General features: G+C 72.1%; 8 protein-coding genes. All 8 read left to right on the top strand.

Annotated elements, in window-relative coordinates; translation table 11 throughout:
- The first annotated feature begins 28 nt into the window (after positions 1-28).
- The 8 genes from SCNRRL3882_RS18100 (at position 29) to SCNRRL3882_RS18065 (ending at position 15,185) form a co-directional block, all read left to right on the top strand.
- Entirely contained in the window at positions 29-2,434 is a 2,406-nt protein-coding gene (locus SCNRRL3882_RS18100) for a sodium-translocating pyrophosphatase (protein ID WP_010044202.1), read from the top strand.
- Between the two features lie 194 nt (positions 2,435-2,628).
- Positions 2,629-3,210 (top strand): small secreted protein, encoded by a 582-nt coding sequence (locus tag SCNRRL3882_RS18095; RefSeq protein ID WP_078602918.1) that lies wholly within the window; start codon positions 2,629-2,631, stop codon positions 3,208-3,210.
- A 246-nt stretch (positions 3,211-3,456) separates the two neighbouring features.
- Entirely contained in the window at positions 3,457-4,986 is a 1,530-nt protein-coding gene (locus SCNRRL3882_RS18090; protein ID WP_010044206.1) for a DUF7059 domain-containing protein, read from the top strand.
- A 342-nt stretch (positions 4,987-5,328) separates the two neighbouring features.
- Complete coding sequence (locus SCNRRL3882_RS18085; protein ID WP_010044208.1) at positions 5,329-5,526, top strand: hypothetical protein; 198 nt, start codon at positions 5,329-5,331, stop codon at positions 5,524-5,526.
- A gap of 246 nt (positions 5,527-5,772) precedes the next feature.
- Entirely contained in the window at positions 5,773-8,604 is a 2,832-nt protein-coding gene (gene topA, locus SCNRRL3882_RS18080) for a type I DNA topoisomerase (protein ID WP_010044211.1), read from the top strand.
- 156 nt (positions 8,605-8,760) lie between these two features.
- Positions 8,761-12,081, top strand: a complete 3,321-nt coding sequence (gene tmk, locus SCNRRL3882_RS18075; protein WP_010044213.1) for a dTMP kinase — start codon at positions 8,761-8,763, stop codon at positions 12,079-12,081.
- Positions 12,082-12,241: 160 nt separating this feature from the next.
- Positions 12,242-13,447, top strand: coding sequence for a DNA polymerase III subunit delta' (locus SCNRRL3882_RS18070; RefSeq protein WP_010044215.1), 1,206 nt, complete (start codon positions 12,242-12,244; stop codon positions 13,445-13,447).
- Positions 13,448-13,574: 127 nt separating this feature from the next.
- Positions 13,575-15,185, top strand: a complete 1,611-nt coding sequence (locus SCNRRL3882_RS18065; protein ID WP_010044217.1) for an alpha/beta hydrolase — start codon at positions 13,575-13,577, stop codon at positions 15,183-15,185.
- Positions 15,186-15,238 lie beyond the last annotated feature (53 nt).

The raw sequence follows: 15,238 nt of genomic DNA, 5'->3' as shown, positions 1-15,238 counted from the left end.
AGCTCAGCCCAAGCGTCAAGGAGGACGAATGGCGGGGCTTTCCATCTCACCACAGTCGGGCCATCCCACAGACCTCGCAGCCGCCGTACTGACCGATGACAACCGCGTTCTCGTCGTGGTCATCGCAGTCGTCGCGCTGGCGGCACTCGTGGTCGCGGGCGTCCTGGTGCGCCAGGTACTCGCGGCCGGCGAGGGCACCGACAGCATGAAGAAGATCGCGGCTGCGGTCCAGGAAGGCGCGAACGCCTATCTGGCACGTCAGCTGCGCACGCTCGCCGTATTCGCAGTGGTCGTGTTCTTCCTGCTCATGCTGCTGCCCGCGGACGACTGGAATCAGCGTGCCGGACGGTCGGTGTTCTTCCTGATCGGAGCGGCGTTCTCGGCAGCCACCGGCTATATCGGCATGTGGCTCGCCGTGCGCAGCAATGTGCGTGTCGCCGCGGCGGCGCGTGAAGCAACTCCGGCGGCAGGCGAGCCGGAAAAAGATCTCACCACCGTCTCGCACAAAGCGATGAAGATCGCATTTCGCACGGGCGGCGTCGTCGGCATGTTCACCGTGGGCCTCGGCCTGCTGGGCGCCTCCTGCGTGGTGCTGGTGTACGCGGCCGACGCGCCGAAGGTGCTCGAGGGCTTCGGCCTCGGGGCCGCGCTGATCGCGATGTTCATGCGTGTCGGCGGCGGCATCTTCACCAAGGCCGCCGACGTCGGCGCCGACCTGGTCGGCAAGGTCGAGCAGGGCATTCCGGAGGACGATCCGCGCAATGCCGCGACCATCGCCGACAACGTGGGCGACAACGTCGGCGACTGCGCGGGCATGGCGGCCGACCTCTTCGAGTCGTACGCCGTCACCCTCGTCGCCGCGCTGATCCTGGGCTCGGCGGCCTTCGGCGACGCCGGGCTCGGATTCCCGCTGCTCGTGCCGGCGATCGGTGTGATCACCGCGATGATCGGCATCTTCGCGGTGGCGCCCAGGCGGGCCGACCGCAGCGGCATGAGCGCCATCAACCGCGGGTTCTTCATCTCCGCGGTGATCTCGCTCGTGCTGGTCGCCGTGGCCGTCTTCGTCTACCTGCCCGGGAAGTACTCGGACCTCGACGGCGTGACGGACGCCGCGATCACGGGCAAGGACGGCGACCCGCGGGTCCTCGCGCTCGTCGCGGTGGCCATCGGCATCGTGCTCGCCGCGCTGATCCAGCAACTGACCGGCTACTTCACCGAGACCACCCGGCGACCCGTCCGGGACATCGGCAAGACCTCGCTCACCGGCCCGGCCACCGTCGTCCTCGCCGGTATCTCCGTGGGTCTCGAATCGGCCGTGTACACCGCCCTGTTGATAGGTCTCGGCGTGTACGGGGCGTTCCTGCTCGGCGGCACGTCGATCATGCTGGCGCTGTTCGCGGTGGCGCTGGCGGGCACCGGCCTGCTCACCACGGTCGGCGTGATCGTCGCGATGGACACCTTCGGGCCGGTCTCCGACAACGCGCAGGGCATCGCGGAGATGTCCGGCGACGTCGAGGGCGCGGGCGCGCAGGTGCTCACGAACCTGGACGCGGTCGGCAACACCACCAAGGCGATCACCAAGGGCATCGCGATCGCCACGGCCGTGCTCGCGGCGGCGGCGCTGTTCGGGTCGTACCGCGACGCGATCTTCACCGGCGCGCGGGACGTGGGCGAGAAGCTCAGCGGGGAAGGGGCCCCGATGAGCCTGATGATGGACATCTCGCAGCCCAACAACCTCGTGGGGCTCGTCGCGGGCGCGGCGGTCGTCTTCCTCTTCTCGGGGCTGGCGATCAACGCCGTGTCGCGGTCGGCGGGTTCCGTGGTCTTCGAGGTGCGGCGGCAGTTCCGTGAGAAGCCCGGGATCATGGACTACAGCGAGACACCGGAGTACGGCAAGGTCGTCGACATCTGCACCAAGGACGCGTTGCGCGAGCTGGCCACGCCCGGGCTGCTCGCCGTGATGGCGCCCATCTTCATCGGGTTCACGCTCGGTGTCGGCCCGCTCGGCGCGTTCCTGGCGGGCGCGATCGGCGCGGGCACGCTGATGGCGGTGTTCCTGGCCAACTCCGGTGGCGCCTGGGACAACGCCAAGAAGCTCGTCGAGGACGGCCACCACGGGGGCAAGGGCAGTGAGGCCCACGCGGCGACCGTGATCGGCGACACCGTCGGCGACCCCTTCAAGGACACCGCCGGTCCCGCGATCAACCCGCTGCTGAAGGTCATGAACCTGGTGTCGCTGCTCATCGCGCCCGCGGTGATCAAGTTCTCCTACGGTGCCGACAAGAGCATCGGGGTGCGGATCCTGGTCGCGGCCGTCGCGTTCCTGGTGATCGTCGGCGCGGTGTACGTGTCAAAGCGGCGCGGGATCGCCATGGGTGACGAAGGCAACGCCGATTCGACGCCCAAGTCGGCGGATCCGGCGGTGGTTTCGTAGGGAGGTCGTCCAAGCCCCAGCTCAAGGTGCGGGCGGGCGGCGCGCGTTGACGCGTCGCCCGCCCGCTCTGCGTGTGCACACCACCACGCCGTGAGGCTTCTCTCGCTTGGTGCAAAAGGTTACAAAAGGGTCTTAATGGACGCTCGGCGTGCGGTTGCCGTGCATCTGGCGTGTATGTTCCGGGGCCGAGAGCCATGGAAGGGACCAAACCGGTGAACAAGAAGCTCGCGGCCGCACTGTCCGGCGGTGCGGTACTGGTACTGGCGCTGTCGGGGTGCGGCGGCGACGACAACGAGAAGCTGAACTCCTGGGCCAAGGAGGTCTGCGACGCCGTGCAGCCGCAGGCCAAGAAGATCGAGTCGGCCAATGCCTCGATCCAGAAGGAAACCTCGGACAACAGCAAGCCGGAGGACGTCCAGAAGACCGACGCGCAGGCCTTCCAGGACATGTCCGACGCCTACAAGGCCATCGGGGCCGCGGTGACCAAGGCCGGGGCGCCGGACGTCGAGAACGGCGAGAAGAAGCAGCAGGACGCCGTCAAGGAGCTCAACACGATCTCCTCCTCGTACGCCTCCCTGAAGAAGCAGGTCGACGCGCTCGACACCAAGGACCAGGGCAAGTTCGCGGACGGCCTCAAGGACATCGCCACGGAGCTCGACAAGCTGGGCAAGAGCGGGAACGACGCGCTCCGGACCCTGGAGGAGGGCGAGGTCGGCCAGGCGATGGCACGGCAGTCCAGCTGCAAGGCGGCCACGGCACCGGCGACCCAGAGCTGACCAAGGAGCGATTCCGGGGCGGGTGGGACCGCCGAGGCATAAGTGACTGTCGAGCCGGGGCGCGCAGCCGCGTGGTGCCCGAGCCGGTGGGCGGAGCCGTGTGTGATGCCCGTGCCGGGTAGCGGAGCCGCGTGGTGCCCGAGCCGGTCAGCGGGGCCGCGCGCGATGCCGAGCCGGTCCGGGGAGCCACGCGCGATACTCCGCACGGGCACGTGCGATACGGGTGCCGGCGGCCACAATGGGGGCGTGAGTAACGCCAGCCAGTCACCCCTGTCCCCGCTGCCCTCCTCCGACCGTCCCGATGTCGCCGCCCGGCTCCGGGACGCCCTGCTCGGAGCCTCCTTCACCGCCGACGGGCTGCTCGAACTGCTCGGCGCCCCCGCGTACGCCGCCCTGGCCCGGAGCGAGACCGTGCCCGCGCTCCGGGCGACCCGCGGGGACACCCCGCTGGAGTTGCTCGTCCGGCTGTTCCTCCTTCAGCAGCCCGTGCCGCACGCGCGCCTGGCGGACGTCCTGCCCGTCGACGCCTGCCTGGAGAGCGGCTGGCTGACGCGCGTCGGTGGCGACGAGCTCGCCGCCACCGTGGACGTACGGCCGTACGGCGGGCCCGGCGGCGAGGACTGGTTCATCGTGTCGGACCTGGGCTGCGCGGTCGGTGGCGCCGGCGGGATCGGCAGGCGTGACGAGGGAGTCGTCCTGGGCGTCGGCGGCGCCTCCACGACACTCGCCGGCATCACCGTCCGTACGCCCGTCGCCGCCGCGCTCGACCTCGGCACCGGCTCCGGCATCCAGGCGCTGCACGCCGCCCACCACGCCACACGCGTGACGGCCACCGACCTCAACCCGCGGGCGCTGCACATCACCGCCCTCACGCTGGCGCTGTCCGGCACCCCGGCCGCCGATCTGCGCGAGGGCTCGCTCTTCGAGCCGGTGCGGGACGACGAGAAGTACGACCTGATCGTCTCGAACCCGCCGTTCGTGATCTCTCCCGGCGCCCGGCTCACCTACCGCGACGGCGGGATGGGCGGGGACGATCTGTGCCGCACGCTCGTTCAGGAGGCAGGGGAGCGGCTGAACGAGGGCGGGTTCGCGCAGTTCCTCGCCAACTGGCAGCACGTGGAAGGGGAGGACTGGCAGGACCGGCTCAGGTCATGGGTGCCTCGGGGCTGCGACGCGTGGATCGTGCAGCGCGAGGTGCAGGACGTCAATCAGTACGCCGAGCTGTGGCTGCGGGACGCGGGCGACCACCGCGAGGACGCGGCGGAGTACCAGGCGCGGTACGACGCATGGCTCGACGAGTTCGAGGCCCGCAAGGTGAAGGCCGTCGGCTTCGGCTGGATCACCCTGCGCAGGACGGGCGCCGCCGTGCCCTCCGTCACGGTGGAGGAGTGGCCGCATCCGGTCGAGCAGCCGCTCGGGGACACCATCCGGGCCCACTTCGACCGGCTCGACTACCTGCGCGACCACGACGACGCCGCCCTGCTCGAAGGGCACTTCCGGCTCGGCGCGGAGGTCGTGCAGGAACAGGTCGGGCTGCCCGGTGCGGAGGACCCCGAGCATGTCGTACTGCGCCAGAACCGCGGCATGCGGAGGGCGACCCGGGTGGACACGGTCGGCGCGGGCTTCGCGGGTGTGTGCGACGGCACGATGAGCGCCGGTCGCATCCTCGACGCCATCGCCCAGCTGATCGGCGAGGACCCGGTGCTGCTGCGCGACCGTACTCCGGCGCAGATCCGGCTGCTCGTGGAGCAGGGGTTCCTGGAGCCGGTCGGCTGAGGGGTGCGGCAGGCACTCATGCCGCGGTCCCTCGGCCGGGGTGCCTGCCCCAAGGACCACCCGAGCCCCATGGCGCACACCCTGCGCTTCCCACCTCACCTCCCCCGGTGCGCACGTCCCACACCACGCACACACCCAAGGGGGCGCTCGTCGAGGAGACTCGCCAACAAATTCGAGTCGATTTGAACACCTCGCCCGAAACGGTCCGTGAGGGGCCGGACGTCCCCGATCCGCGGCCGTGTCGCCCCGGCGTTCACCTCCGGTTCGCCTGTCCGCCGCCCACGCGTGTCAGCCTCCCGGGGCTGGGGAGACGCGGACCGGAGAAAAGGGGCACGGCGAGCCATGGAGAGCGAACCGGCGATCTTCGCGGGAGCGGTGTTCTCCCTGTTCGGAGGCGGACTGCTGGTGTGGACCGTGACACGCGTCCGTCAGCACCGGCCGGTCGCCCAGGGCGTGAGCCCCGTCGCGTCGGCGACCCTCGCGAGCGTCGCCGCCGTGCTCGCTCTGGCGGCCGGAATCTGGTGCTTCGGCCGCCTCTGAATTCCGTGTCGGCAACGCGCCTGTGGGTGACCGTGAGGTTGCACTCCGCATGGGGCCGGGCCGGGTCCGGGCACTCCGGGCGGCAGGAATGGTGGTAGTCGGGTTACCGTTCGAGTGGCCGTTGCGGGCTTTTCCCGTTTGACACGGGGGCGGGATGTACCGTCACACTCCGCAGCGTCACCACGACCCGACCCCGGGAGACGAACCCTGGGGAGGCCCCAGCGTCGACCGGAGAGAAGAGCGAAGTTGTCCCCGACCAGCGAGACCGCACAGGGCGGCCGCCGACTCGTCATCGTCGAGTCGCCTGCCAAGGCGAAGACGATCAAGGGCTACCTGGGCCCCGGCTACGTAGTCGAGGCGAGCGTCGGGCACATCCGCGACCTTCCCAACGGCGCTGCCGAGGTGCCCGAGAAGTACACCGGCGAGGTCCGCCGCCTCGGTGTGGACGTCGAACACGACTTCCAGCCGATCTATGTGGTCAACGCCGATAAGAAGGCGCAGGTCAAGAAGCTCAAGGACCTGCTCAAGGACTCCGACGAGCTCTTCCTCGCCACCGATGAGGACCGCGAGGGCGAGGCCATCGCCTGGCACCTCCAGGAGGTGCTCAAGCCCAAGGTCCCGGTCAAGCGGATGGTCTTCCACGAGATCACCAAGGCCGCGATCCAGGCCGCCGTGGCCAACCCGCGCCAGCTCAACCAGAAGCTCGTCGACGCCCAGGAGACCCGCCGCATCCTCGACCGTCTCTACGGCTACGAGGTCTCGCCGGTCCTGTGGAAGAAGGTCATGCCGCGGCTGTCCGCGGGCCGTGTCCAGTCGGTCGCCACACGACTCGTCGTGGAGCGGGAACGCGAGCGCATCGCCTTTCGTTCGGCTGAGTACTGGGACCTGACGGGTACCTTCGCGACCGGCCGCGCGGGAGACTCGTCGGACCCGTCGTCGCTGGTCGCGCGCCTCCAGTCCGTCGACGGCAGGCGGGTCGCGCAGGGCCGTGACTTCGACTCCCTGGGACAACTGAAGAGCGCGAACACCCTCCACCTCGACGAGGCGAACGCCCGCGCCCTGGCCGCCGCCCTGGAGCAGACGCGGTTCGCCGTCCGCTCCGTCGAGTCCAAGCCCTACCGCCGCTCGCCGTACGCCCCGTTCCGTACGACGACGCTGCAGCAGGAAGCCAGCCGCAAGCTCGGCTTCGGCGCGAAGGCCACGATGCAGATCGCGCAGAAGCTGTACGAGAACGGCTACATCACCTATATGCGTACGGACTCCACGACGCTGAGCGACACGGCGGTCTCCGCCGCCCGCGCCCAGGTCACGCAGCTGTACGGCGCCGACTACCTGCCGCCGCAGCCGAGGACGTACGCCGGGAAGGTCAAGAACGCGCAGGAGGCCCACGAGGCGATCCGCCCCTCGGGTGATCGTTTCCGCACTCCCGCCGAGACCGGACTGACCGGTGACCAGTTCAAGCTGTACGAGCTGATCTGGAAGCGGACCGTCGCCTCCCAGATGAAGGACGCGACCGGCAACAGCGTCACGGTGAAGATCGGTGGCACGGCGGCCGACGGCCGGGACGTCGAGTTCAGCGCGTCCGGCAAGACGATCACCTTCCACGGCTTCCTGAAGGCCTACGTCGAGGGTGCCGACGACCCGAACGCCGAGCTGGACGACCGCGAGCGCCGGCTCCCCCAGGTCTCCGAGGGCGACGCCCTGAGCGCCGAGGAGATCACGGTCGACGGGCACGCCACCAAGCCTCCGGCCCGCTATACCGAGGCCTCCCTGGTCAAGGAGCTGGAAGAGCGCGAGATCGGCCGCCCTTCGACGTACGCGTCGATCATCGGCACGATCCTGGACCGCGGCTACGTGTTCAAGAAGGGCACGGCGCTCGTCCCGTCCTTCCTGTCCTTCGCCGTGGTCAACCTCCTGGAGAAGCACTTCGGGCGGCTCGTCGACTACGACTTCACCGCCAAGATGGAGGACGACCTCGACCGCATCGCCCGCGGCGAGGCGCAGGCCGTGCCGTGGCTGAAGCGGTTCTACTTCGGCGAGGGCACGCACAACGGCGGCGCGGCCGAGGCCGGCAACGGCGACGGTGACCACCTCGGGGGCCTCAAGGAGCTGGTGACCGACCTGGGCGCGATCGACGCCCGCGAGGTGTCGTCGTTCCCCGTGGGCAACGACATCGTGCTGCGGGTCGGCCGCTACGGGCCGTACATCGAGCGCGGCGAGAAGGACACCGAGCAGCACCAGCGCGCCGACATCCCGGACGACCTGGCGCCGGACGAGCTGACCGTCGACCTCGCGGAGGAGCTGCTCGCCAAGCCGAGCGGTGACTACGAGCTGGGCACGGACCCGGCCACCGGCCACACGATCGTCGCCAAGGACGGCCGCTACGGCCCGTACGTGACGGAGATCCTCCCCGAGGGCACCCCGAAGACGGGCAAGAACGCGGTCAAGCCGCGTACGGCGTCCCTGTTCAAGACGATGTCCCTGGACACGGTGACCCTCGACGACGCCCTGAGGCTGATGTCGCTGCCGCGTGTCGTCGGCACCGACGCCGAGGGCCAGGAGATCACCGCGCAGAACGGCCGCTACGGCCCGTACCTGAAGAAGGGCACGGACTCGCGCTCGCTGCAGTCCGAGGAGCAGCTCTTCACGATCACGCTGGAGGAGGCGCTGGCGATCTACGCCCAGCCGAAGCAGCGTGGCCGGGCGGCCGCCAAGCCGCCGCTGAAGGAGCTGGGCACCGACCCGGTCAGCGAGAAGCCGGTCGTCGTCAAGGACGGCCGCTTCGGGCCGTACGTCACCGACGGCGAGACCAACGCGACCCTGCGCTCCGGCGACAGCGTCGAGACGATCACCCCGGAGCGCGGTTTCGAGCTGCTCGCCGAGAAGCGTGCGAAGGGGCCGGCGAAGAAGACCGCGAAGAAGGCGGCCAAGAAGGCTCCGGCGAAGAAGACGACGGCGGCCAAGAAGACAGCGGCGAAGAAGACCACGACCGCGAAGAAGACGACGGCCAAGAAGACCACCACCGCGAAGAAGACGGCCGCCAAGACGGCGACCGCGTCGGAGCCTGCTGAGGACTGAGGCCCGTTCGAAGCCTGTTCGGAGTCCGGACCTTCAAGGTCCGGATCTTCGCCCAGGGTTCGGAAAGCGAACGCCCCGGCAACACTTCGGTGTCGGGGCGTGCGCATGCCAGGCCGGGCATCCCAGGGTGTCGGTGGCTCCCGATAGGCTGAACGCATGACGCGAGCCGAGCATCCAACGGCCTCTCAGCCGGCCCCTGACGACGCCCTCGTCGCGGACTCCCGCGAGCGTGCCGTCCGCGCCCTGCTGCGCCGTCCGCAGTTGAAGCGGTTGTGGAGCGCGCAGCTCGTGGGCGGCGTGGGCGACACCCTCGCCCTTCTCGTGCTGGTCGTCCTCGCCCTCCAAGCGGCCGTCGCCGAAGGTTCGTTCGGGGGCGGCTACCGCGGCGTGGCGTTCGCAGTGGCGACCGTTTTCGGGGTGCGCATCCTGGCGACGCTCCTGTTCGGCGCCGTGCTGCTCGGCCCGCTCACGGCGCTCACCTCCCAGGACGGCCCGCTGGACCGCCGCTGGACCATGGTGGGCGCGGACGGGCTGCGCGCGGCGCTGCTCATCGTCGCGCCGCTGTGGATCGACTGGACGCCCGACGACGCGCTGGCCGTCCTCCTCGTCACGGCATTCGTGACCGGAGTCGCCGAGCGGTTCTGGACGGTGTGCCGCGAGAGCGCGGCCCCCGCGCTGCTGCCGCCCCCGCCGCCGGAAGGCGCGACGGTCCGGCCGCTGCCGGACCACATGGACGCCCTGCGCCGCCTGTCGCTGCGCACCGGCTTCGTCGCGATCCCGCTCGCGGCCGTCGCGCTCGTCGTCGCGTCCCTGTTCAACAACCTGCTGGGCGCCGGCATCGACTGGTTCGGCCAGCACCAGGCGGCCCTCGCCTCCTACGTGGCGGCAGGGCTGTTCGCCGCGTCCCTGTCCGTGCTGACCTTCCTGGAGCTGCCCGCCACGCGCACCCCGCGCGCGCGGTCGCCGCTCGAGGGGCTGCGCCGCCCGAAGACCGGCACCGGCGCCGACAAGGGACGCACCGGCGTGATGCCGCTGCTGGTGCTGGCCTGCGCGGCCGTCGCCGCCGCGGTGTCCGCCGCGGTCGCCGTGGCCGTGCTGCACGCCAAGGACCTGGGCGGCGGCCCGGTGCTGTACGGGCTGTTCGTGGGCGCGCTGACCGGCGGTGTCGTCGTCGGCATCCGTACGGCGCCCTCGCTGCTGCCCGCCCTGTCGCGCCGCCGGCTGCTCGCGCTGGCCATCGCCTTCACGGGTGTCGCGCTGCTGGCCGCCGGGCTGGTCCCGGACGTCACCAGCGTGCTGCTGATCCTCGCTCTGGCCGGCGTCGGCGCGGGCATGGCCGCCAACACCGGGCACACGCTGCTCGACCAGGAGACCGAGGAGTACAGGCGGTCCCGTACGACGGAGCACCTGCACGCTGTCGTCCGGGTCTGCGTCGCCCTCGGCGCGGTGATCGCCCCGGTGGTGGCGGCGGGGATCGGGCCGCACCGGCTGGAGAGCGGCAAGTTCGTCTTCGCGCACGGCGGCGCGGCCTTCACGCTGATGCTGGCCGGCGCCCTGCTGCTGCCGGTGGCCGCGCTGGTGCTGGCCAAGGTCGACGACCGTTCCGGAGTGCCGCTGCGGCAGGACCTGCGCGACGCGCTGCTCCGCGGCGACGACCCCGAGCAGGCGCCCGCGGCCTCCGGTTTCTTCATCGCCCTGGAGGGCGGCGACGGGGCCGGGAAGTCCACGCAGGCCGAGGCGCTCGCCGAGTGGATCCGCGGCAAGGGCCACGAGGTCGTGCTGACCCGCGAGCCGGGAGCGACGCCGGTGGGCAAGCGGCTGCGGTCGATCCTGCTGGACGTGTCGAGCGAGGGGCTGTCGCACCGTGCGGAGGCGCTGTTGTACGCGGCCGACCGGGCCGAGCACATCGACACCGTCGTACGGCCCGCCCTGGAGCGCGGCGCTGTCGTCATCTCCGACCGGTACATCGACTCGTCCGTGGCCTACCAGGGGGCGGGCCGTGACCTGTCGCCGACCGAGATCGCCCGGATCAACCGCTGGGCGACGAACGGACTGGTGCCGCATCTGACCGTCCTGCTGGACGTCGCGCCGGAGACCGCGCGCGAGCGGTTCACCGAGGCGCCGGACCGGCTGGAGTCGGAGCCGGCCGAGTTCCACGCGCGCGTGCGGGCCGGTTTCCTGACCCTGGCCGCGGCCGACGCCGGGCGGTACCTGGTGGTGGACGCCGGCCAGGAGCCCGAGGCCGTCACGACCGTCATCCGGCACCGGCTCGACCAGGTGCTGCCGCTGTCCGAGGCCGAGATCAAGGCCCGGGAGGAGGCGCGGAAGAAGGCCGAGGAGGAGGCCCGCCGGAAGGCCGAGGAAGAGGCCGCCCGCAAGGCGGAGGAGGAGCGCCTGGAGCGTGAGCGGCAGGAGCAGCTCGCCCGCCTGCGTGCCGAGGAGGAGGAGCGCAAGCGGCGCGAGCTGGAAGAGGCGCAGCGGCGCGAGGCCGAACGGCAGGCGGAGGAGGCCCGGCGGCGGGCCGAGGAAGCCCGGAAGAAGGCCGAGGAGGAGCGGGCACGGCTCCTCGCGGAGGAGAAGGCCCGCGCCGAGGAGGAGGCCCGCCGCAAGGCCGAGGAGGAGCGCCGCCGCAAGCAGGCCGAGGAAGAGGCCCGGCTGCGTGCCGAGGCCGAGGCGCTCCGCCTGGAGAAGCAGCGCAAGGCCGAGGAGGCCCTGCTGCGGGCCGAGGAGGCGCGGCGCCTGGCGGAAGCGGCGGCCGCCGCCGCGGAGGCCGGGCCGAAGAGCTCTGCCCCGCGGGGGGCCTCCGGGTCGACGGCCGCTCAGGACGCGGCGACGGTGCCGACGCCCGTGGTGACACCGGGCCGCTCCGCGGACGACACGACCGTGCTGCGCCCGGTGCGGGACGAGGAGCAGGGCCGGGGCCGGACCTCCGAGGCGTCCGACGCGGAGGTGACGGCCGAGCTGCCCAAGCCGCCGGTTCCGCCGGGGGCGGGGGAGGAGACGGAGGTACTGCCGCCGGTTCGCCCCAGCTCCGGCTCGAGCTCCGGGTCCGGATCCGGCGATGAGACCGAGGTGCTGCCCCCGGTGCCCTCCGGGGCGGCCGACGAGACGGCCGTGCTGCCTCCGGTCCGGCCGGCGGACGCGGACGAGACGGCCGTGCTGCCGCCCGTCCGGCCGGGGGACGCCGAGGAGACGGCCGTGCTGCCGCCCGTACGCGGGGACGAACCCGCGGACCGGGTTCCGCCCGGGTACTTCCGGGAGGACGCTCCGGCCGTCCGGCCCGACGGGACCGAGGACCGTACGCGGGAGATGCCCCAGCTCGACGCCGAGGGCCGGCCCCGCCGCCCGCGGTCCGACTGGGCCGAGGAGACGCCGCTGGACGATCTCCCCTCGCTGGCCGACGAGCTGCTCGGACCGCACGAGGACGAGCCGGACGAGGGGCGGGGGCGCCGGGGGAAGGGCGGCCGGGGCCGCTGAGGACTCCGGTGGTCCCCCAGGGGAGCCCGGGCCGAAGCAGGGAGACGGACCCGGGGGGCTTCGGCCGGGCCCGCGGGATCAGGCGGCGGCAGGCGTTGTCAGTGGTCGCCCCCACAATGGATCTCGCAGCGTGGAACGTGACGAAAGGGCGGCGTGACCCATGACCGTGTGGGACGACCTCGTCGGGCAGGAGAGGGTGAGCGAGCAGCTGGACGCCGCCGCCCGGGACGCCGACGCCCTGGTCACCGCGGCCGCGGCCGACGCTCCGCCGCCCGAGACCTCGAAGATGACGCACGCGTGGCTGTTCACGGGCCCGCCCGGGGCCGGGCGGAACCAGGCGGCGCGGGCGTTCGCGGCGGCCCTGCAGTGCGTCAGCCCGGACCGGGCCCTCGGCGGCTCCCCGGGCTGTGGCTTCTGCGACGGATGTCACACGGGCCTGATCGGCACGCACGCAGACGTCACCACCGTCGCCGCGGTCGGCACCCAGATCCTGGCCGACGACATGCGCGACACCGTCCGCAAGTCGTTCACGTCGCCGGCCAACGGCCGCTGGCAGGTCATCCTCGTCGAGGACGCCGAGCGGCTGAACGAGAAGTCGGCCAACGCCGTCCTCAAGGCCGTGGAGGAGCCCGCCCCGCGCACGGTCTGGCTGCTGTGCGCCCCCTCCATCGAGGACGTCCTGCCGACCATCCGCTCCCGCTGCCGCCACCTGAACCTGAGCACGCCGTCGGTGGACGCCGTCGCCGACATGCTCGTACGCCGCGAGGGCATCGAGCCCGGCGTCGCCGCCGCGGCGGCCCGCGCGACCCAGGGCCATGTCGACCGGGCCCGCCGCCTGGCCACCGACCCGGCCGCGCGTGAGCGCCGTGCCGCCGTGCTGAGACTGCCGCTGCGGGTCGAGGACATCGGCGGCGCGCTCAAGGCCGCGCAGGAGCTCGTCGACGCGGCCGCCGAGGACGCCAAACAGCTCGCCGAGGAGACGGACGCCAAGGAGACCGAGGAGCTGAGGGCCGCCCTCGGCGCGGCCCAGGGCGGCCGGATGCCGCGCGGCACGGCGGGCGTGATCAAGGACCTGGAGGACAAGCAGAAGCGCCGCAGAACGCGCACGCAGCGCGACAGCCTCGACCTCGCGCTGACCGACCTCACGGCCTTCTACCGCGACGTCCTCGCCCTCCAGCTCGGCTCCCGCGTGGCCATCGCCAACGCCGACGCCGAGGACGCCCTGGAGCGTCTCGCCCGCGGCAGCTCCCCGGAGTCCACGCTCCGCCGCATCGAGGCGATCGCCGCCTGCCGCGACGCCCTCGACCGCAACGTGGCCCCGCTGCTCGCGGTGGAGGCCATGACGATGGCACTCAGAGCGGGCTGAGGAGAGCCGACCGGGACGACAGGCGAGCGGCCTCACACGAGGGGAAGCGCGGTTGACGCCGTAACTCGTACGAGGCGCGACACGCACGCAGGGCATCCATCCCGTCGCCCAGAGTTACGCTCGCTGGATGCACACAAGGCGCACTCACCGATCCGGCGGCCTCCACCGCAGGGCCCGTAGCGGAGCCAGGACCGCGGCCGGCCTCCTCGCCACCGCCGCGCTGCTCGTCTCCGCGTGCTCCTCCGGGAGCTCGACGACGTCCGCCACGGCTGCGGCGCAGGCGGCGGCACTGGTCGCGCTGCCACGGGCCACCCCCGCGGCGCTCACTCCGTACTACGCCCAGAAGCCGACCTGGCGCGGCTGCGGCGTCTCCGGCTTCGAGTGCGCCACCATCATGGCGCCGCTCGACTACGCCAAGCCCGCAGCCGGGGACATCCGGCTCGCCGTCGCCCGCAAGAAGGCCACGGGCCCGGGCGAGCGGCTGGGCTCGCTGCTGGTGAACCCCGGCGGTCCGGGCGGCTCGGCGATCCGCTACGTCCAGGCGTACGCCGGCATCGGCTACCCGGCCGAGGTCCGTGCCCGCTACGACATGGTGGCGGTCGACCCGCGCGGCGTGGCCCGCAGCGAGCCCATCAAGTGTCTGGACGGGCCGGGGATGGACACGTACACGCAGACCGACACCACGCCCGACGACGCCGACGAGACCGACGGACTGGTCAAGGCGTACCGGACGTTCGCCGAGGGCTGCGGCGCGGACTCGCCCCGGCTGCTGCGCCATGTGTCCACCGTGGAGGCGGCCCGGGACATGGACATCGTGCGGGCGGTGCTCGGCGACGAGAAGCTGAACTACGTCGGCGCCTCCTACGGGACCTTCCTCGGGGCCACGTACGCCGGGCTCTTCCCGGACCGGGCGGGGCGGCTGGTGCTGGACGGCGCGATGGACCCGTCGCTGCCCGCGCGGCGGCTGAACCTCGAACAGACGGCGGGCTTCGAGACGGCGTTCCGGTCGTTCGCGCGGGACTGCGTACGGCACGCGAACTGCCCGCTGGGCGGCGCGGGCACCTCGCCCGAGCGGGTCGGCGAGAACCTCAAGGCGTTCTTCGAGAAGCTGGACGCGCGGCCGGCCGCCACCGGCGCCCCCGACGGCCGCCGCCTCACCGAGTCGCTCGCCACGACGGGCGTGATCGCGGCCATGTACGACGAGGGCGCCTGGCAGCAGCTGCGCGAGGCGCTGACGTCCGCGATGAAGAAGAACGACGGCTCCGGGCTCCTCGTCCTCTCCGACGGCTACTACGAGCGGGACGCCGACGGCGGCTACAGCAACCTGATGTTCGCCAACGCGGCCGTGAACTGCCTCGACCTGCCGCCCGCCTTCGACACCCCCGACGAGGTGCGCAGGGCGCTGCCCACGTTCGAGAAGGCGTCCCCGGTCTTCGGCGAGGGCCTGGCGTGGGCCTCCCTGAACTGCGCCTACTGGCCCGTGCACGCCACGGGCGAGCCGCAGCGCATCGAGGCGAAGGGTGCCGCCCCCATCGTCGTGGTCGGGACCACGCGTGACCCCGCGACCCCGTACCGCTGGGCGCAGGCCCTGGCCGGCCAGCTCTCCTCGGCCCGCCTCCTCACCTACGACGGCGACGGCCACACGGCGTACGGCCGCGGCAGCTCCTGCATCGACCGGACGATCAACGCGTACCTGCTCCGCGGCACCCCTCCCGCGGACGGCAAGCGCTGCTCGTGACCCCTGCGTCCGGCCCCGGAGCCCTGCCTCCGGGGCTGGTACGGAGCACCCTC

This window comes from Streptomyces chartreusis NRRL 3882 (genome assembly GCF_900236475.1).
In the GTDB taxonomy this organism is placed as follows: domain Bacteria; phylum Actinomycetota; class Actinomycetes; order Streptomycetales; family Streptomycetaceae; genus Streptomyces; species Streptomyces chartreusis_D.
The sequence above is the reverse complement of the archived record's forward strand: the minus strand, read 5'-3'. Positions and strand labels throughout refer to the sequence as shown.

Coding starts and splice junctions, on each gene's coding strand:
- SCNRRL3882_RS18100 (WP_010044202.1), top strand. CDS start 29: ATGGCGGGGCTTTCCATCTCACCACAGTCGGGCCATCCCACAGACCTC.
- SCNRRL3882_RS18095 (WP_078602918.1), top strand. CDS start 2,629: ATGGAAGGGACCAAACCGGTGAACAAGAAGCTCGCGGCCGCACTGTCC.
- SCNRRL3882_RS18085 (WP_010044208.1), top strand. CDS start 5,329: ATGGAGAGCGAACCGGCGATCTTCGCGGGAGCGGTGTTCTCCCTGTTC.
- tmk (WP_010044213.1), top strand. CDS start 8,761: ATGACGCGAGCCGAGCATCCAACGGCCTCTCAGCCGGCCCCTGACGAC.
- SCNRRL3882_RS18070 (WP_010044215.1), top strand. CDS start 12,242: ATGACCGTGTGGGACGACCTCGTCGGGCAGGAGAGGGTGAGCGAGCAG.
- SCNRRL3882_RS18065 (WP_010044217.1), top strand. CDS start 13,575: ATGCACACAAGGCGCACTCACCGATCCGGCGGCCTCCACCGCAGGGCC.